Consider the following 17,008-nt stretch of genomic DNA (forward strand, 5'->3'; position numbering starts at 1 on the left):
GGCCTGTGACTGAAAGCAGGCCATGCAGATTGCCGGCATATTTCTCCGCGCCCGAGTACTTCCGCTCGGCGCCGGGAAAGATTGACCATGCAAAAGAAGCATCTTGTACTCGCCGTTCTGGTGACGGCTGTCTGGGGATTGAATTTCCCCGTGACCAAACTCGGACTGGCCGCTATCGACCCGCTGTTGCTGACCGCGCTGCGTTTCACGTTGGCTGCATTGCCCTGGGTGTTTTTCGTCGAGCGTCCACGCGTAGCGTTCCACTGGCTGGCTGCTTACGGATTGATTTTCGGTGTGGCGATGTGGGCGTTGATCAACCTTGGTATTGCGTGGGGCGTGCCCCCCGGAACGGCATCGTTGCTGATCCAGGTCAGTGCATTTTTCACCTTGGGCTGGGGCGTGGTCTTCTTCGGCGAGCGCCTGGGACGGCTGCAATGGCTTGGCACTCTGCTGGCCGCCGCCGGCCTGATAGGCATCGTACTGAGCCGCCCCGGCGACGCATCAACGGCGGGTTTGGCGTTGGTCATTGGCAGCGCCGTGGCGTGGAGCATTGGCAACGTCGTGATCAAAGTCTCGAAGGTGCGGGAGATTTTCGCATTCGTGGTGTGGGCGAGCTTGTTTCCTCCGATCCCGCTCATGCTGCTGACGTGGCTGCTGCATGGCTCGGCACCGTTCACGGCATTGCCGTCGCAGCTCAATGCGATAACCGTGTTTTCACTCGCGTTTCAGGTCTACGCCGCGACGCACTTCAGTTACTGGGGATGGAACCTGCTGTTGCGCGAATACCCGATGTCGCGAGTGGCGCCGTTGTCGCTGTTGATCCCTGTGTTCGGGATCTTCAGCTCGATGGCGATATTCGGGCAATTCCCAAGTCCGGGCGATTGGTTTTTGATTTTGCTGGTGTTACTGGCAATCGCCTTGGGATCAGGGCACCTGCACGCAATGTTTCTTCGCCTTCGTGTGCGCCATTGACCGTTCAGTAGTTGATGCGACCCATTGTGCCTTGGACAGACCGTTGGAGAATGCAGAGGATTTTCGCCAGGCGAGAGGGATTTCAGCTTTCGCTGGTTTCGACTGGCTCTGCGGCTTCAGCTTCCAGTTTCGCCCGGTCAGCCTTGCTGATGTACTTGGGCTTTTTCGGCGCGAGTTTGGCGCTGGCCTTTTTGGCCTTTTCCTTGAATAACTGCTTGAGTTTCTTTTGACGATTCATGTTTTCTGTCCGGCCTACAAGTTTGAATAGCGACTAGCGAAGGGCGTAAACGTATGCATCAAGGGGCGATCCACAAGATATGCACTTTGCCCTCAAAAAGGCGCGAATCCTGACGTAAGCTTCCGTCCAAGGCAATGCCAATTCTTCACATCGCGATAAAGTCGCGCACAGCCTTGATGGTCGGCGCCGGGGCTTCTTCCATCAACCAATGTCCTGCCGCCGGAATCACCACCTCGGTGACGTTGTCCGCAGCATTGCGCATGACGATCGCTTCGTTGTTGCCGAAGGACTTTTCACCGCCCACGGCCAGCACCGGCATGCTCAAGTGTTTGTGCAGGACGGGGGCGTTGTCGAGGGCGTCCTGACGAATGCTGCGAAACTGCGCGAACGCGGCGTGCATGGCGCCAGGGCGGGCGTAAAGCCTGGCGTAGTGCTGGCGGGTGCCCTCATCGACTTTGGCCGGGGTGCCGGCGAACTCGTTCCAGAAGCGGTCGAGGTAGATGCGCTCGCGTCCAGCCACCAGACGCTCCATGTCCGCACCGCCAAAGTCGAAGTGCCAGAGCATCGGCGAACGAACGATATCGTTCCAAGGTGTGATACCGGGCACGGGCGCGTCCATCACCACCAGGCGCTCGGTCAGTTCGGGATAGCGCGCGGCATAGGCGAACGCGACCATGGTGCCGATGTCATGCCCGATGACCACCGAGTGCTCGATCTTCAGCGCGCTCAACACCTGACGAATGTCGCCGGCCTGGGTCTTCTTGTCGTAGCCGTCCGCCGGAATCGAAGACAAACCCATGCCGCGCAGATCCGGCACCACCACGGTGTGATCGCGGGCCAGATCCGCCGCCAGCGGCGCCCACATGTCGCCGGTATCACCGAAGCCATGCAACAGCACCACGGCCGGACCCTTGCCACCGACCCGCACATGCATTGTCGCGCCTTCGACCTTGATGTCCTGAGTGTGGAAGGTCGGCGGGAAGGGGACGACGTCGGCATAAGCCTGGAAACTCAGGGCAGTAAGGGCGAGGGCGGCCAGTAGCGGACGAGTCATGACGAAGTCTCCGGGCGTAGGGGGAATGGAGAGAGCGTAGACGTATCGATCAGGGCTGGCGGAGTTTCATTCAGAAGCGAACGCTGCCTCGATAAACGCCCCCAGCGCCTGCTCTTCAAGAATCTCGATCGAGAAATGTCCGAAGCGTTTCGGCAGCCAGATGATGCGCGTTCCGGACGGCGATTGCAGGTTCTCGCGAGTCAGCGGCTGGCCGTTTTCGTCCTCCGGCTGAACCCCGCTGGCGAGCAGTTCGTCGTAGGCCAATTCGATATCAGGGGTCGTGTAGCAATGGCGGTAAATCATGCCTTCGCCAACCGTATCCAACAGATCCTTGAGATTGCCCGCCAGCGGCTGGACCAGCATGAAGCGTTCCTGACCGATCAACGCGACGGCATAGCGTACGTGCAGGCCCCCGCGATTCCATATCTGCGTTGTGGAGATCCGCGCCTGCAGTATCTGCGCGTAATAGGCACAAGCTTGTTCAAGGTCTTTGACCAGTACGTCGATGTGGCTGAACTTCAAATCCATGAAATAGCTCCTGTCGGGCGGTGTCGATGGGCCGGGCTGTCATCGACGAACGGTCAGCCGGAATAAACTAAGCTGATGTGTAACGTCAAGATGACACAGGAGCAACCCACCATGAAGGCGCGCCGCATGATCAAGTCACGCAGGTTGATTGCAACGGTTTCTTCGCTGGCGCTGGTTTTCAGCTCGGCGATGGCATTGGCCGATCCCGGCAACGGAAAGGGGCAGGGCAATGGCAAGGGTAATCCGCAGAACATGCAGGGCCACGGTAACCAGAAAGGTAATGGCAACAAGGGCAACAACGCTGGGGGTGACTGGAGTCATGGCCCAAGCATCGATCGCGGCAATGTGCTCGGAATTGTTGGCGGCTACCGCGACTACTGGAGCCCGGGCCCCGCGCTGCCGCCGGGCATCCAAAAGAACCTTGCACGCGGCAAACCGCTGCCGCCCGGGATCGCGAAAAAGCTCGATGGACGCCTGGTAGGGCACCTGCCGCATTACGATGGCTACGAATGGCAGCAGGTGGGCACGGATCTGATCCTGGTCGCGCTGGCAACCGGGCTGATTTATGAGGTGCTCAACGGCGCATTTGATTAAGCCGTAGCGCTGAGCCACGGTCGCCGTCAGCTGTTATTGATGTGCGATTGAATTGCTGCAAAATACGCAGCAATGATCTGCATGTTGAGGGTCTTGTTCGTCGACTCATCGGTTATCAGACTGGAACCACTGACGTTGAAGCAACTTCCAGAAAGGAGAGATAACCATGGTTTCCGTGATCCGGCTTGAGCAGTTTGGCAATCAAGACGTACTGCAAATGCAGATAACCGATTGGCAGGCACCAGGGCCCGGTGAAGTCTGGCTTGAGCAGGAAGCGGTAGGTGTCAACTTTCTCGACGTGACCCAACGCAAGGGCGCGGTCGCGGTTCCTCTGCCTTCCGGCCTTGGACTGGAGGGCGCGGGACGTGTGGCTGCGATTGGTGCAGGTGTGAGCAACATCAGCGTCGGGGATCGTGTCGCCTACGCCACCGGGCCATTGGGGGCTTACGCCTCGGCGCGGCTCTTCCCCGCTGAGCGCCTGGTCAGAATTCCTGACTCCTTGTCATGCGATGAGGCAGCCGCAGTCATGTTCAAGGGCATCACCGCGCAGTACCTGTTGAAATCCACTTATCCCGTAGGGCCGGGTACCACCCTTCTGCTTTACGGGGTGGCGGGCGGTTTGGGGGCGATCATGGCGTCATGGGCCAAGCATCTGGGAGCGACGGTGATCGGTGTCGTGTCGAAGCAGGCCAGTGTCGAAAAAGCTCGGGCGTCGGGTTGTGATGAGGTGCTGGTGTTCGACGCCGAGACCCTGGCAGCGGACGTCGCGCGACTCACCGATGGACAGAAGGTCGATGTGGTGTATGACCCGATCGGGCGGTTGTCTTTTCAGGCGTCACTGGACAGCCTGCGTCCACGTGGTTTGATGGTGTCGTTCGGCGCCTCATCCGGTGCGCCGGCAGCGGTGGAACTGGCGACACTCAACAGCAAGGGCTCGCTGTTTTTGACGCGTCCCTCACTGGCCGCGCACACGGCAACGGTCGCTGAGTATCAGGCGCGCGCGCAAGATGTTCTGGCCGCTGTCGCAGCCGGTATTATCCAACCGCATATCTGGGCAAGCTATCCATTGGCCGATGCCGCGTTGGCCCATGCCGACCTGGAATCGGGCCGATCTTCAGGGGCGATCATTCTAAAACCATGAATCTCGATGTTTTGAGCAATCAGCACGGCGACGAAATCGCTGCCTTCCTCGCCGTCGCCTCGCAGGGTTCCTTTGTCGCGGCGGGGCGGCTGCTGCAACGCCATCCGACGATCATCTCCAAGCGCCTTGCCGCCATGGAGCAACGCCTGGGTGTTCGCCTTGTCGAGCGCTCGACCCGCCGGGTGCGCATCACCGAGGCCGGCGCCCAACTCGAACAGCGCCTGCGCTCCGCCGTTGAGCTGATGAACGACGCGCAGCAGCAAGCGGCGCAGGGTGCCGGCGAAATTCGCGGCACGTTGCGCCTCGCATTGCCGGCTGCCATGGGCCGCCTCTGGCTGGGGCCGATGTTGCCGGAGTTTCTCAAGGCGCATCCGCAGGTCTCGATTATTGCCGACTACAGCGAGGGGCTGGTCGACATCATCGAGCAGGGTTTTGACGCCGCCATTCGTATTGGCGAGCTGGAGGATAATCGGTTGATCGCGACGAAGCTTTGCGACCACCGGCGGATTCTGTGCGCCTCGCCAGCCTACCTCCAGGCCCATGGCGTGCCCGCAACACCTGAGGATTTACTTCAGCACAACTGCCTACGCTTCAGTGGGTTGGCATCTTTTCCGCTGTGGCGCCTTCATCGTGGTCATGAACTGCAAACCGTCAGCGTCAAAGGCAACCTGACCGCCAGTGACAGCGAGTCGCTGCTTGCCGCTGCCCGAGCAGATGCCGGCATTCTGGGCGCGGGAGACTGGTTGATGAGCCGCGATATCGCCGCCGGAAAGCTGATTCATGTCCTGCCTGACTGGCAACTCGACAGCGCTGGAGGCGTTTATCTGGTCAGACCATCGGCGCGGTTTCCAACGGCGGTGGTCGTCGCGTTCAAGCAATGGCTCGAAGCGAAGTTCGCGCCCGCGCCGCCGTGGGCTTTTTGAAAACTTGCAGTGGTGTGTGCTGATGGCGCGAGTGGCAGCAGACTCCAGTCTGCACCGCTGCGCGCCAACAGGGCGATCAGACGATTCTCAACGCGCTCAGCACGATCAGTGATTGCTCGGCAAATGCCTGGGCCTGTTCGGTCAGCGCGGCGATGTTGGCTTCGGCGGTGGTCAACGCTTTGCCGTCCTTGACCAACACTTCGTTTTGTTCGGCGATGACGCTCCACGCCAGTTGCGCCCACTCCGCCGGGTGCTGCTTGCCCTGACGGATCGCAATCAGGAACAGTTGCTGGAAACGACTGACGGTAACGCCGCCACCGGTAACCGGGCTACTCAGCACCTGAATGTCGGCGTTGAGCAGCGCGCGCTTGCACAATTGCAGGTTGAACGCGGCGCAGCGTTCGTACACCAGCGCCTCGGCGGCTTCGCTCTGGCACGGGGCTACCGCGCCCATACTGACCAGGATGGCGATGGCCTGTTCGAGATCGTCATAGGCCATTGGTGACACCGCATCGAGCAACTGCTGCATCGTTTTGGCTTCATACGTCTGGCCGGCGAGTGCATCGAGGACCGGGCCATAAATTTCCGCTTGCAGTGATGCTTCGCCAGCCGGGCCGGTGACGCTGGACGCTACGTTTTCTGTCGGTTGCATCAGGACAAAACGCGTACTGAGCATGCGCGACCGGCGCTCGGTCGCGCTGAGTCGGTTGGCACCGCGCACGTACAGGTCGCGACGGAAAGCCTGGTTGACGAAGTAGTCACGCGCCTGCTCGCGCATCACCGGGTGTTCGATCCCGTCGAGAAAGGCCAGGCCTTCGGCGCTCAGGTTGAGTACGTCGACCGAATCCAGCGGCACCGCCGTCGTGACGTAATCTAGCTTGGCCGGGGCCAGCGCATCGACCATGTCGGCGAAATACATGCAGTTCCAGTCGCGATTGAAATATTCGTGGGCGACGTATTGGCGATCCTGACCTTTGATGGTCTGCAGGCGCGCGCCCAGGCTTGGCGCAGCAATGGCGTACTTGGGGTTGGCCGCCAGCAGCGCTTCGGAAAACTGCAACGCGGCATCGATGCGCTGATCGGCCCGCGTCGAGTGATTGGCAAAGCGGTCATGCAGGCTGAACAACTGGCGCAACGGCGCTGCAGGCGACCAGCCCGGGAAGGCGTTGTAGCTGACGTACAGATGACCACCCGGTTTGAGGTGGCGGCGGGCGAATTCGACAATCAGCTTCTGGTTGTCACGGCTGACCCAGGTCCAGATGCCATGCAGGCTGATGCTGTCGAACTGCGGCAGATCATGACGCGCCAACAGTTGCTCGAAGCTGTCGTCATACAGCCGCGCACCGTTGTTGCCCAGCGCTGCGAGTTCAATGGCATGGGCCGCCTGACCGGGGTGGAAGTCGGTACCGACGAAGCCTGCCGGGTTGGCGGTGGCGTGGATATTGATCGACACACCCTGACCAAAACCGAGTTCGCAGTGATAGCCGTCGGGATTGTCCAGACCGGCAAAGCCGCGCAACAACAGGCAGTAACGCTGGAAAACCGGATTGATTTCCCGGCTATAGCTGTAGGTGTAGCCTTCGTCGGTGAAATAACCTTCGTTCCAGGCATTGCTCATGGGTGCAGCCTCTTGAATCGTCATTGAAAGTAGCTTTTACGGGACGGACTTGCATCGTTGAAACCTCTCGCCGTCCACACAGGATGTTGTCGGCAGGATATGACCGTTCGATAGGGGGCATGCGGATATTTCGCCGGGGTTATTGATGATCGGACCTGGGCGCTCCTGACAAACGCACGCCCATCTCAAAGGCGCGGGTCTCGAAGCCGAACTCGGCATACATGCGCACCGCGCGCTCGTTGAATGGCCAGACCGTCAGGCGCAAGTCCTGTGCATTCTGCTCGATGGCCCAGTCCTTGATCCGTTGAATCAGCGCGCGGCCAATGCCTTTGCCCCAGAACGGCTCGGCGACACACACCGAACCGATGCGAACAACATTCTGCGGTTGCATCAACGGCCCGGAACTGGCGGACAGGTTGGCCGTAATGAACGCGACGGGACGGTCACCGGCGCTGGCAATGAAGACGATCTGACCGGGCTTCTCGAAAACACCAGACCAGTGCGGCAAGTCGCGGACAAAATCTTCGGTCGCGGCGGCGTAGATATCTGGGCGGGCGGCGTGGTGAACCGAATTGAGCAATTGGCCCAGTTCGCACATCGCCAGAGCATCTTCGGCGGTGGCGGTTCGGTAGGTAATGACTTCTTCCATGAATGGCGCTCCTGTGTTGTTCGGCAATCGTAGCGTTGCGTCAGGGTAAAGCTCAAATTGCTCGTTCACCCAAGCGTTCTACCAGTCTGATCAGATACCCATCGGGATCCTGAACGATGAATTCGCGTTGGCCGACTTCAATGTTGTCAGCGCGATACCAAGTGTCTTGGCAATCACGGTAAAGCGCAAAACCTGCCTGCCCGAGAAGACGGATGATCGAAGCGACTTCGGCAACATCGATCTGCAGGTTGATGCCGCGTCCGAAGGGCTTGCTTAGCGGTGCCGTCAACCATTGGCCGGCATCTGGATCAACTTGTTCGAGCATGACCTGTGCGCCATTCAGATTCAGGTAGGCGAAACCGTCTTCGGGCCGCTGATAAGCGATGCTGAATCCCAGGCAAGACACCCAGAACCGCAGGCTGTCTTGCAGGTTGCTCACCATCAATTCCGGGACCAGTCTGTTGCGTTCGAGCATGAGGTGACTTCCGTTTCGAGTTGTAAACTGTGATCAAAGTCGATCGGTTGAATCCTTCGTAAGCGTCGTATCCTGCGGTAAACCGGCTGAATAAAACATCCCGGCGGCTATCGGCATTTCACCGAGAACGTCCGAAGCAGGGTGCACCTGGGTCGCTTTTTCAGGAAAATCTGTGCATTGAATGTTTTTACGTCAGGCGAATAATCGAGCGCTCGAAACCTTTTGGAATGAGCACTGTATGGAAATTTTCCGCGTTGATTCTGACGACATCTATCGTTTACGGACGGCTGCCTCAAGGAGTCGCCCATGAGCCTGCATACCCGCACCAAACGCCTGACCGTGCCGCAACTGGTCGCGATGAAAGGCCAACAGAAAATCGTCTCGCTGACGGCGTACTCCAGCAGTATCGCCAGACTGATCGACCCGATCGTCGACTTCATTCTGGTCGGCGATTCCACGGCCATGGTCGGTTATGGCCGCGCCTCGACGCTGAGCATGCAGCTCGAAGAAATCATCGGCCACACGCGGGCGGTGGTCGATAGCACGCGCCTGGCCTGTGTGGTGGCCGACATGCCGTTTGGCAGTTATCAGGAATCCAGTGAACAGGCCTTTCGCAATTGCGCTCAGGTGCTGGCGCGGACAGGTTGTGATGCGGTGAAGCTGGAGGCCAACAAGACCTTGGCGCCGACGGTCGAGTTTCTCGTGGCGCGCGGGATTCCGGTCATGGCCCATGTCGGGTTGATGCCGCAGTTCGTCAATGTCATGGGCGGTTTCAAGGCTCAGGGCCTGACGGCTGAAACCGGTGCAGTGATTGCCGAAGATGCCCGGGCCAATCTAGAGGCAGGCGCTTTCGCTTTGTTGCTCGAAGGTGTGGCCGAGGGCGTGGCGCGGCAGATTACCCTGGAGTCGAAAATGCCCACCATCGGCATTGGCGCCTCACCGGCCTGCGACGGGCAGGTGCTGGTCACCGAAGATGTGCTCGGCCTGGGCGGTGAGCATCTGCCGCGTTTCGTCAAACGCTACGCCGATGTCGGCGCAGTGATCAGTGAGGCCTGCGCGCAGTTTGCTGAGGATGTGCGCCATGGGCGGTTTCCGGAAGCGCGGCATTGTTATGGACTCTGATTACGCCGGATGTTCTGTGCCGATAGCTTGCGCCAGTTGTTTCACCGCGTGGCCGATGTCCTTTTCCCAGTCGAGGGTGTAGCTCAGGCGCAGGTGCTGCTTCCAGGCGCCTTGCTGGCTGAAGATTTCGCCGGGGGCGATGACGATCCGCTCGGCCAGCAGGCGCTCGAACACCCGTTGCATGTCGATCGCCCGCACAGCCTTGAGCCAGAAGCTCGCACCGCCCTGAGGGGCGACTACCTGCCACTGGCCGCTACCGTGCTTTTCCAGCAAGGTCTGCAGCTGTTGCATGCGCTTGACCAACAGTGCGCGCAGCATAGTCAGGTGCTGGTCAATGCGCCTGGAGTTGTAAAGTCTGGCAATCGCTTTCTGCCGCATCGGCGAGAGACGAAATCCGCGCTGCATAAACAGTCGATGAAATTGCGCGGTCTGCTGGCGACACAGCACGTAGCCGTACGGCGCTTCGCCGCCAATGATCTTGTCGAACGTCGAGAACACCAGCAGCTTGTCCGGGTTGGCAAAATCGCGATAGCGCGCGGGTGAATCGGAGAAACACAACTCGCCCCAAGCATCGTTTTCGAACAGCCAGACATCGCGCTCGGCCAGCCAGTGACAGATCTGCTGTTTATCCTGTGCCGGCATCAACTGGCCTTGGGGAATATTCACCGTGGAGGACAGCACCGCCAGGCGCACCGGTTCGCGCGTGAGCAGTTCGTTGAACGCAGGCAAGTTGAAGCGGCCGTCTTCGCCGAGGGGCATCTCGATGACGCGGATGTTGGCAGCCTGCAATTGGCGCAGAATCGCCCATGAGCAGGGCGACTCCACCAATGCCACGCTGCCAAAGAGGTTCAAGGCGCTGAGCGACAATTCCAGCACGCTGCGCAGGTCCGCGCCGATATACACCTGCTCGGCCTGCCAGTGGTCGTGAGTGGAGCGCGTATAGCGTTCAGCCAGGGCCGCGCGCAATTCGGGTTCACCTAGGGGCTGATAAAGCGGTGCGTGCGAGTGCGGGTATTGGCGGGTCAGTTCGCGCTCGATCGTCAACAGCGGACCTTGAAGCGACAACAGCATCGCCGGGGCATCGCTGCTCAGGGCCAGCATGGCCGGCTGACGGGCACTGGCGAAGACGTTGTCCAGCAGGCTGTCTGCGCTGCCTGTCACACGCGCCGCCGGTGTTGCCCGGGTGAAATAACCGAACCTGGCTTTGGCCTGGATTCTGCCTTCGTCCTCAAGCAGTGCATAGGCGTATTTGGTCGTCGACACCGAAACGCCAAGGCGCAGGGCCAGTTGTCGCAAGGACGGCAGTTTCTGTTCAGTCGTGCCACTTGAGGCCTCTATCAATCCGACGAGGTAGTGGTAGACATCCTGATAGGCAAATGACACGTCCTTGCGTAACGTCAATGCTGCGCTCCTTGAATGTCAGTGTGTCAGCGTCGGGTGCATTGAGGTTTTCGCACATCGGCCAGTTCAGCCAGAAACGCTGAAATCTGCTGGGGGCCGCGCACGTGAATGACCGGGATCTGCGGTCCGACGGTAGCACGTATTGCTTCAATGCTCGGGCGATTGATACGGTCAAAATTCCACACGTATTTCAGGAAATGCAGAAAGGCTCGGTTCAGACGCTCGGTGCAGCCCAACGGCAAATCAGCGCGTGGGCGATTCAGTGCGCTGCGCAGAATGACCCGCTTGATGCAGGTCAACCGTGGCGTATCCAGCCAGATAACCAGCTCGGCACGGGGCAGGCGCAGATCGAGGGTTTGCCGCGAATAATTGCCTTCGCAGATCCAGGCGTCGCCCGCCACGGCTTGGCGAACCCGTTCGCGGAACACTTCATTGTCCGGCTCTACCCAGTCCGGTTCCCAGAACAGCGGGTCGAGGTGAATCACTGGCAGACCCAGGCGCCTGCCCATCTCGCGAGCAAGGGTGGATTTGCCGCTGCCCGAGTTGCCCAGAATGACGATGCGTTGCATGTGCAAATCCCTTGCTGCAAAAAGCCGCCAAGTCTAAATCAAGCGCCTCCGCAATTCTGAAAAAAACGCTCTGGGCGGTGGGGGCCGAGTGGCAACCAGAAAAAAGCCCGGCGAAAGCCGGGCTCGTCAGCTTTCAACGGGTTAAGCAGCCATGTTTCCGGCGGCCATTTCCTTTTTGCAACTGGCCTTCATGGCCTCCATCTGCGCACCCAGTTCTTCAAGTTTTTCCTTGCCCAAGAGCTTTTTCGCCTGAGGAAACATTTCCGTTTCTTCCTCTTCGATATGGTGTTCAAGCAGTTCCTTGACCACTTTCACCCGACCGGAAAACTCCGGTGTGCCGGGGTCGGTCAGCTTCAGATCGGGCAGCACCAGTGAGTCGACGGTGCGGTGTTCTTCCTTGGCCTCGAAATACATGACGTCCTGTTCCTTGCTGCCGGCGGCCTTGAAGGCGGGGTAGAGGATTTCCTCTTCGAGTCGGGTATGGATGGAAATTTCCATTTCCAGCTTGCCCAGCAGCTCGACACGTTTTTTCAGCGCGCGCTCGGTCGAGTCGCTCAGTTGGCTCAGGATATCTTTGACTTTGGCATGATCGGCTTTGAGAAGGTCGATGGCGTTCATGGGATTGCCTCTGCTGTCACGGAGTGGACACAGGCCGTTTTCTCACGGATCTGTGAATGCCCTGACTCAACCGCATTTGCCGTGCCAGTTCGTGGCAAATGTTCAAGCGCTATGGATCAAGGGCTTGCGCGGTCAGAGGCAAAAAGCCTTCGTGCAGCCTGCATGAAGCGGGGAGCGCAGGCATTGCAGATCACCGCTTCGCAGCAATTCATGGCCCGCTGATCCGAATGTGCGAAAGCCTTCTGAACTCGTTTTGGCGTTGCCCTGCCGTATGGAAACAGCAGCCATTTCACTCAAATGATCGAGGAACTCACCATGCGAGCAATGACCTATCACGGCGCCCATGACGTCAGAGTCGAAACCGTGCCGGACCCGAAACTGGAAGCCGCCGACGACATCATTCTGCGGGTGACGGCCACGGCGATTTGCGGCTCGGATCTGCACCTGTATCGGGGCAAGATCCCGACGGTCGAGCATGGCGATATCTTCGGCCATGAGTTCATGGGCATCGTCGAGGAAACCGGTTCGGCGGTGACCGCAGTGCAGCGCGGTGACCGGGTGGTGATTCCGTTCGTGATTGCATGCGGCGACTGTTTTTTCTGTCAGCAGGAACTGTATGCCGCGTGCGAAACCACCAATACCGGCCCCGGCTCGGCAATGAACAAGAAAATCATCCCGCCACCCGCCGCGCTGTTTGGCTATAGCCGTCTGTACGGTGGAATCCCTGGAGGCCAAGCGGAACTGGTGCGGGTGCCGAAGGCCAATATGGGGCCGTTCAAAGTGCCGGGGACACTCTCGGACGAGAAGGTGTTGTTCCTTTCGGACATTCTGCCAACCGCCTGGCAAGCCGTGACCAATACTGGCATCGGTCAGGGTTCAAGCATTGCGATTTATGGTGCCGGACCGGTTGGCCTGCTCAGCGCGGCATGCGCGAAGATGCTCGGCGCCGAGCGCATTTTCATGGTCGATCACCACCCATATCGGCTTGACTACGCGCAACGCACCTACGGCGTGATACCGATCAACTTCGATGACGACGATGACCCGGCAGATACCATCATTCGCCAGACTCCGGGCAGTCGTGGCGTCGATGCAGTAATTGATGCCGTAGGGTTTGAAGCCAAGGGCAGCACCACCGAAACGATCCTCGCCACCCTCAAGCTAGAAGGCAGCAGCGGCAAAGCGTTGCGCCAGTGCATTGCTGCCGTGCGTCGAGGTGGGGTAGTGAGCGTGCCGGGCGTGTATTCGGGCTTCATCCACGGCTTTCTGTTTGGCGATGCCTTCGACAAAGGACTAACGTTCAAAATGGGCCAGACCCATGTGCAGCGCTACTTGCCCGAGTTGCTCGGCTACATCGAAACCGGCGCATTGCAACCCGAAGCGATCATCACTCATCGACTGTCCCTTGAGCAGGCCGCCGAGGGTTACAAGATCTTTGACAAGAAAGAGGAAAACTGCCGCAAGGTCATTCTGACCCCCGGCAGCAGTGAAGTGCCGCTGGCGCAGATGGAGGAGATGCCGCCGCTGGTGCCCGCCAGTTAAATCGAGCTTGAACAGCGGGGCGCTGCCGGTGGCAAGCCCCGCACGACAGCGAATGAATCAGGTTACGACGACGCGTTATGACTGACATGCTTGGGCCCCGCCAACGCCCAGGCAATCAAGCCGAACAGCGGCACAAACACGATCAGCACAATCCATACACCTTTGTTGCTCGATTTCCCCTCACTCTTGCGCACCCGATTGATGGCCCAGAGTTCGATTAGCAGAAGAACTGCCGCCAGTACGATCCACACGGTTTCGATTTGCATTGGCTACCTCCTGATGGTCTGTTCGTTAGGTGGCGTGCGGTGCGACGGGTTCATTTATTTTTCTTCAGTGCATTGAGCTGCCGCGCCAGTTGCAAGGCTACGCGGCCGCTGTTGAAAGCCGGCAGCAGGTGTGTGAAAGGGATCTCGATGATGCGGTTCTCGCGCACCGCGCGCAGTTGCGACAACACCGGGTCGTGGGTCAGCAGATAGCGTTTGCGCCTGGCGGGCGACCATTCGGCGTCGGCCAGCAGGATTACGTCCGGGTCGCTGGCCAGCAGGGTTTCGCTGTTGACGGTGACTCGATAGAGGTTGATGTCGGCGAACACATTGCGTGCCCCTACGGCGGCCAGTAGCGGGGTGACAAACCCGCGTTGACCTTCGCTGTCGAGGCCTTTGACTTCGCTGTCGAGATAGAACACGGACAACGGTTTACCGGCACCGGCCAAGGCTCGGGCGCTGGCAAGGTCCTTTTCCATGGAGTCGATCAACGCTTGGGCTTTTTGCGGCTGGTGCAGCAGCTTGCCCAGCGTCAGCAGGTCATGGCGTACATGCGCGAAATAGTCCAGCGAGTGCCCGTTGCAGGCAGATTCCAGCAGATACGAACCCACGCCATTGCGCGCCAGTCCCGAGCGTGAGGTCACCCCGTCGCCGAACGCCGTGGCAAAACCGCCGATCACCAGATCCGGCTTCGCAGCGTAAAGCACTTCGCTGGCCGGGTACTGCCGCGCGATTACCGGCACGCCGAAATAATCGGCTTGCCGCTGACCGGCATCGTTGTCATCCAGATAGGCGACCCCGACCAACGATGACCCCGCGCCCAACGCCAACACAATGTCGGCCGCATGCTGGTTGAGCGCAACAATTCGCGAGGGTGGTGTTGTCGCAAAGTGCCAGTCCTCGGCGCAATTGCTGAAACTGTCGGCGAGCACTGGCGTTGAGCAGAGCAGGGCGCCAAGCGCCAACATAATCGATCTCATCCCCGCGCCTTGATCAGCAAATCCGCGACAATTTCACCGCCCACCAGATGCCCCTCGACCAGCCGCTGCACATCTTCATGGCTGTGCACGCCATACCAGCAGCGTTCCGGGTACACCGTCACAATCGGCCCCAGATTGCACGGAAACTGGCAGTGCGTGCGGGTCAGCAAGACGCCGCCTGGCGTCTCGATGCGATCGTGCGCCAGCAAATGCCGACGCAGGGTTTTCCATAACTGCAAGGCGCCGCGCTGGGTGCAGCGCGGGCCGGTGCAGAGGAACACATGGCGCGCATGCTCGGGCACGTGCGACCAGTCCGGGTGCGTGTCGACGCCGTCGACGGTTGTGATTTCACTCATCAGAAGCGGTACGTGTAGCGCACTTCGGAGGTGAACGGCCGGCCGAGGTTGTCGACGTTGCTTGAGCGGCTGGTGACGTAATCGCGGTCGAAAAGGTTTTCCACCAGCAAGCTAACGCGGTGTTGGCGGGCGTTGTCGAGATAGCGATAAGCGTCGGCGTCGACCACTGAATAGTTGCCGTATTCGACTTGCTTCGAGCTTTTGATGTCGCGAATGTAGCGCATCGCAGCGCCGGCACCCCACAGGCGGTTTTCCGATTCATAACCCACCCGCGAGCGGGCGAAAAAGCTTGGAATGTCGTTGATCGTCACACCGGTGCGCGATTCGGTGAGGTTGCGCGTCATGTCCGCTTGCAGGCTCCACTGATCGTTGAGCGCCAGTTTGGCGTCGGCCTCGAAACCGCGCATCTGGATCGTGCCTTCACCGTTGACCCACTGAATGCCGTCGAGGGTGATCAAGTCGTCGATCTTGCGTTTGAACAGGGTCACGCTGGCGCTGAATTCGCGATCGAGCAAGAAGCCTTTGTAGTCGACACCGAGTTCAACGTTGCGGCTTTTTTCCGGTTTCAGGTTGCGATTGCCGATCTCGTCGCCCGGTTCGTTGACGAACAGTTGCTCGGCGTTCGGCAGTTTGTAAGCGCTGCCGTACTGACCGCGCACCGACCAGTTGTCATTCAGGTCATACAGCGAAGTGAGCATACCGACCGTGGCACTGTCGCCGCCGCTCATGGCTTCATGACGCACGCCGATGCTCGGGTGCCAGTCGGGCAGGGCGTCGATCTGCGGGCGCAATTGCGTGTAGAACGCATGGGCTTCAGCCTTGTCGTTGTCGATGACCAGCACATCGTCCTGGCCCTTGAACCACTGGTTGTCGGTGCCGAACACCAGCACATGGCCGCCGGGCAGTTCAGCCTTGCCTTCGGCCTGCACACCCCAATCGGTGAAGCCCCAATAGTCGTTGTGGTTAATGACTTTGGTGCCACCGCCGACGACGTTGTTGACCCGCGTGTAGCGCGTGTCCCAGTCGTTGATATGCCCTTTGACAAAGTAGCTCAGGCGCTCATTGATGGTCTGCTCGAAGGTCGCCGTGGCGATCTGTTGCACGCGGTCGTTGGTGGTGTTGTGGTTGTCGACCGGGCGGGCGAAGTCGAGGTTGGCGTCGGCGTATTGGTAGAACAGTTCCAGCCGCGCATCCTCGCCGAACGACTGAATGGCCTTGCCGCCAAACGTGGTGACTTCGTAGGCGCGGCGCTTCTCGCTGATGTTTTTCATGTCGCGGTTGCGATAGGGCTGGTAACCGTCGGAAACGTTGTGGCTGACATACGCCAGCAGACCGAGATCGCCGAATCCATTAGTGACGATATTTTCGACCCGCGCATCTTCGGTGGTGCCGCCGAAGCTGTCGACGCCCAGGTTGACCTCGCCGGAGGCTTTGCGCGATTGCGGGCTGCGGGTGACGATGTTGATCACGCCGGAAACGGCCTGAGTGCCGAACAACAGACTCTGGCCACCCTTGAGCACTTCGATGCGCTCGATGGCGTTGGCCGGCAGGGTGTCCAGATAGAGGCCGCCGTACAGGCGATTGTTCAAACGCACACCGTCGAGCAGGATCAGCGTGTCGTCGTTGCGCCCGCCGAGCAGCGAATAGGTGCCGTAGTCGAACGGGCCGTTTTTTGGCGCGACATACAGGCCGGGAATGAACATCTGCATGACGCGGCTGACATCGGCGCTGGGGCCGGCACGTTCGATCTGTTCGCGGCTGACGATCTCGACCTTGCTGCCGAACTTCGCCATCTCGGCGACGGTGGTGGATTCCACTGACGGTGCAGAAACGATTTGCTGATTGAGTTCGAGCGGCGCGTCGTCGGCCAGCAGCAGTGGGCTGAACAGGCAGCCGAACAAGAGGGTTGGAGCAGAAGTGTTGAAAGGTCGAATCATTGTCTTCTCGAAAAGGATCTTCGCAGAA

At 59.6% G+C, this 17,008-nt stretch carries 19 protein-coding genes; 6 read left to right on the forward strand and 13 right to left on the reverse strand.

The window, feature by feature from the left end; genetic code table 11:
• The first annotated feature begins 87 nt into the window (after positions 1–87).
• A complete protein-coding gene (locus PspR84_RS13040) occupies positions 88–972 on the forward strand; it encodes an EamA family transporter (RefSeq protein WP_160057564.1) in 885 nt (294 codons plus the stop codon).
• An 82-nt stretch (positions 973–1,054) separates the two neighbouring features.
• Here PspR84_RS13040 and PspR84_RS13045 read toward each other — a convergent pair whose 3' ends face one another.
• From PspR84_RS13045 to PspR84_RS13055, 3 genes are all read right to left on the reverse strand, one after another.
• Positions 1,055–1,210, reverse strand: a complete 156-nt coding sequence (locus tag PspR84_RS13045) for a DUF2986 domain-containing protein (RefSeq protein WP_077572520.1) — start codon at positions 1,208–1,210, stop codon at positions 1,055–1,057.
• 145 nt (positions 1,211–1,355) lie between these two features.
• Complete coding sequence (locus tag PspR84_RS13050; RefSeq protein WP_160057565.1) at positions 1,356–2,264, reverse strand: alpha/beta hydrolase; 909 nt, start codon at positions 2,262–2,264, stop codon at positions 1,356–1,358.
• Positions 2,265–2,330: 66 nt separating this feature from the next.
• A complete protein-coding gene (locus PspR84_RS13055) occupies positions 2,331–2,792 on the reverse strand; it encodes a VOC family protein (protein ID WP_160057566.1) in 462 nt (153 codons plus the stop codon).
• A gap of 126 nt (positions 2,793–2,918) precedes the next feature.
• Here PspR84_RS13055 and PspR84_RS13060 point away from each other — a divergent pair, with 126 nt between their 5' ends.
• The 3 genes from PspR84_RS13060 to PspR84_RS13070 all read left to right on the forward strand — a co-directional run bounded on the left by PspR84_RS13060 (position 2,919) and on the right by PspR84_RS13070 (position 5,450).
• Entirely contained in the window at positions 2,919–3,386 is a 468-nt protein-coding gene (locus tag PspR84_RS13060; RefSeq protein WP_174244505.1) for an anti-virulence regulator CigR family protein, read from the forward strand.
• Positions 3,387–3,552: 166 nt separating this feature from the next.
• Positions 3,553–4,527 (forward strand): quinone oxidoreductase, encoded by a 975-nt coding sequence (locus PspR84_RS13065; RefSeq protein ID WP_160057568.1) that lies wholly within the window; start codon positions 3,553–3,555, stop codon positions 4,525–4,527.
• Positions 4,524–5,450, forward strand: a complete 927-nt coding sequence (locus tag PspR84_RS13070) for a LysR family transcriptional regulator (RefSeq protein ID WP_160057569.1) — start codon at positions 4,524–4,526, stop codon at positions 5,448–5,450. The genes PspR84_RS13065 and PspR84_RS13070 overlap by 4 nt, the downstream gene beginning before the upstream one ends.
• Before the next feature lie 76 nt (positions 5,451–5,526).
• Here PspR84_RS13070 and PspR84_RS13075 read toward each other — a convergent pair whose 3' ends face one another.
• The 3 genes from PspR84_RS13075 to PspR84_RS13085 all read right to left on the reverse strand — a co-directional run bounded on the left by PspR84_RS13075 (position 5,527) and on the right by PspR84_RS13085 (position 8,192).
• Complete coding sequence (locus PspR84_RS13075) at positions 5,527–7,068, reverse strand: class I SAM-dependent methyltransferase (RefSeq protein ID WP_160057570.1); 1,542 nt, start codon at positions 7,066–7,068, stop codon at positions 5,527–5,529.
• Between the two features lie 139 nt (positions 7,069–7,207).
• The gene (locus PspR84_RS13080) at positions 7,208–7,717 is read right to left on the reverse strand and encodes a GNAT family N-acetyltransferase (protein ID WP_174244447.1); all 510 of its coding nucleotides are present in this window, start codon (positions 7,715–7,717) and stop codon (positions 7,208–7,210) included.
• A gap of 52 nt (positions 7,718–7,769) precedes the next feature.
• Complete coding sequence (locus tag PspR84_RS13085) at positions 7,770–8,192, reverse strand: VOC family protein (RefSeq protein WP_160057571.1); 423 nt, start codon at positions 8,190–8,192, stop codon at positions 7,770–7,772.
• A gap of 306 nt (positions 8,193–8,498) precedes the next feature.
• Between PspR84_RS13085 and panB the strand changes: the two genes are divergently transcribed.
• Complete coding sequence (panB, locus tag PspR84_RS13090) at positions 8,499–9,314, forward strand: 3-methyl-2-oxobutanoate hydroxymethyltransferase (protein ID WP_160057572.1); 816 nt, start codon at positions 8,499–8,501, stop codon at positions 9,312–9,314.
• On the opposite strand, the gene PspR84_RS13095 is transcribed toward panB, so the two are convergent.
• The 3 genes from PspR84_RS13095 to PspR84_RS13105 form a co-directional block, all read right to left on the reverse strand.
• On the reverse strand, positions 9,315–10,715 hold the full coding sequence (locus tag PspR84_RS13095) for a PLP-dependent aminotransferase family protein (RefSeq protein ID WP_160057573.1): 1,401 nt from the start codon (positions 10,713–10,715) through the stop codon (positions 9,315–9,317).
• A 26-nt stretch (positions 10,716–10,741) separates the two neighbouring features.
• Positions 10,742–11,284, reverse strand: coding sequence for an AAA family ATPase (locus PspR84_RS13100; RefSeq protein WP_160057574.1), 543 nt, complete (start codon positions 11,282–11,284; stop codon positions 10,742–10,744).
• A gap of 141 nt (positions 11,285–11,425) precedes the next feature.
• Positions 11,426–11,902 carry a hemerythrin domain-containing protein gene (locus tag PspR84_RS13105; RefSeq protein WP_034155440.1) on the reverse strand — a complete coding sequence of 159 codons (477 nt, stop codon included), beginning with the start codon at positions 11,900–11,902 and terminating at the stop codon, positions 11,426–11,428.
• A 315-nt stretch (positions 11,903–12,217) separates the two neighbouring features.
• On the opposite strand from PspR84_RS13105, the gene PspR84_RS13110 reads away from it, so the two are divergent.
• Complete coding sequence (locus PspR84_RS13110) at positions 12,218–13,444, forward strand: zinc-dependent alcohol dehydrogenase (protein WP_160057575.1); 1,227 nt, start codon at positions 12,218–12,220, stop codon at positions 13,442–13,444.
• Positions 13,445–13,506: 62 nt separating this feature from the next.
• On the opposite strand, the gene PspR84_RS13115 is transcribed toward PspR84_RS13110, so the two are convergent.
• From PspR84_RS13115 to PspR84_RS13130, 4 genes are read right to left on the reverse strand one after another with little or no spacing between them, the layout of a single operon-like run.
• Positions 13,507–13,710: a PLD nuclease N-terminal domain-containing protein gene (locus PspR84_RS13115; protein WP_160057576.1), complete on the reverse strand. Its 204-nt coding sequence runs from the start codon at positions 13,708–13,710 to the stop codon at positions 13,507–13,509.
• Between the two features lie 50 nt (positions 13,711–13,760).
• The gene (locus PspR84_RS13120) at positions 13,761–14,687 is read right to left on the reverse strand and encodes an ABC transporter substrate-binding protein (protein WP_160057577.1); all 927 of its coding nucleotides are present in this window, start codon (positions 14,685–14,687) and stop codon (positions 13,761–13,763) included.
• On the reverse strand, positions 14,684–15,043 hold the full coding sequence (locus PspR84_RS13125; protein WP_160057578.1) for a (2Fe-2S) ferredoxin domain-containing protein: 360 nt from the start codon (positions 15,041–15,043) through the stop codon (positions 14,684–14,686). The genes PspR84_RS13120 and PspR84_RS13125 overlap by 4 nt, the downstream gene beginning before the upstream one ends.
• On the reverse strand, positions 15,043–16,980 hold the full coding sequence (locus tag PspR84_RS13130; RefSeq protein ID WP_160057579.1) for a TonB-dependent receptor: 1,938 nt from the start codon (positions 16,978–16,980) through the stop codon (positions 15,043–15,045). The genes PspR84_RS13125 and PspR84_RS13130 overlap by 1 nt, the downstream gene beginning before the upstream one ends.
• Between the last annotated feature and the right edge of the window lie 28 nt (positions 16,981–17,008).

The organism is Pseudomonas sp. R84, assembly GCF_009834515.1.
Classification (GTDB): domain Bacteria; phylum Pseudomonadota; class Gammaproteobacteria; order Pseudomonadales; family Pseudomonadaceae; genus Aquipseudomonas.

Coding starts and splice junctions, on each gene's coding strand:
- PspR84_RS13060 (WP_174244505.1), top strand. CDS start 2,919: ATGATCAAGTCACGCAGGTTGATTGCAACGGTTTCTTCGCTGGCGCTG.
- PspR84_RS13075 (WP_160057570.1), bottom strand. CDS start 7,068: ATGAGCAATGCCTGGAACGAAGGTTATTTCACCGACGAAGGCTACACC.
- PspR84_RS13125 (WP_160057578.1), bottom strand. CDS start 15,043: ATGAGTGAAATCACAACCGTCGACGGCGTCGACACGCACCCGGACTGG.
- PspR84_RS13115 (WP_160057576.1), bottom strand. CDS start 13,710: ATGCAAATCGAAACCGTGTGGATCGTACTGGCGGCAGTTCTTCTGCTA.
- PspR84_RS13055 (WP_160057566.1), bottom strand. CDS start 2,792: ATGGATTTGAAGTTCAGCCACATCGACGTACTGGTCAAAGACCTTGAA.
- PspR84_RS13065 (WP_160057568.1), top strand. CDS start 3,553: ATGGTTTCCGTGATCCGGCTTGAGCAGTTTGGCAATCAAGACGTACTG.
- PspR84_RS13105 (WP_034155440.1), bottom strand. CDS start 11,902: ATGAACGCCATCGACCTTCTCAAAGCCGATCATGCCAAAGTCAAAGAT.
- PspR84_RS13050 (WP_160057565.1), bottom strand. CDS start 2,264: ATGACTCGTCCGCTACTGGCCGCCCTCGCCCTTACTGCCCTGAGTTTC.
- PspR84_RS13120 (WP_160057577.1), bottom strand. CDS start 14,687: ATGAGATCGATTATGTTGGCGCTTGGCGCCCTGCTCTGCTCAACGCCA.
- PspR84_RS13130 (WP_160057579.1), bottom strand. CDS start 16,980: ATGATTCGACCTTTCAACACTTCTGCTCCAACCCTCTTGTTCGGCTGC.
- PspR84_RS13100 (WP_160057574.1), bottom strand. CDS start 11,284: ATGCAACGCATCGTCATTCTGGGCAACTCGGGCAGCGGCAAATCCACC.
- PspR84_RS13110 (WP_160057575.1), top strand. CDS start 12,218: ATGCGAGCAATGACCTATCACGGCGCCCATGACGTCAGAGTCGAAACC.
- panB (WP_160057572.1), top strand. CDS start 8,499: ATGAGCCTGCATACCCGCACCAAACGCCTGACCGTGCCGCAACTGGTC.
- PspR84_RS13045 (WP_077572520.1), bottom strand. CDS start 1,210: ATGAATCGTCAAAAGAAACTCAAGCAGTTATTCAAGGAAAAGGCCAAA.
- PspR84_RS13070 (WP_160057569.1), top strand. CDS start 4,524: ATGAATCTCGATGTTTTGAGCAATCAGCACGGCGACGAAATCGCTGCC.
- PspR84_RS13040 (WP_160057564.1), top strand. CDS start 88: ATGCAAAAGAAGCATCTTGTACTCGCCGTTCTGGTGACGGCTGTCTGG.
- PspR84_RS13080 (WP_174244447.1), bottom strand. CDS start 7,717: ATGGAAGAAGTCATTACCTACCGAACCGCCACCGCCGAAGATGCTCTG.
- PspR84_RS13085 (WP_160057571.1), bottom strand. CDS start 8,192: ATGCTCGAACGCAACAGACTGGTCCCGGAATTGATGGTGAGCAACCTG.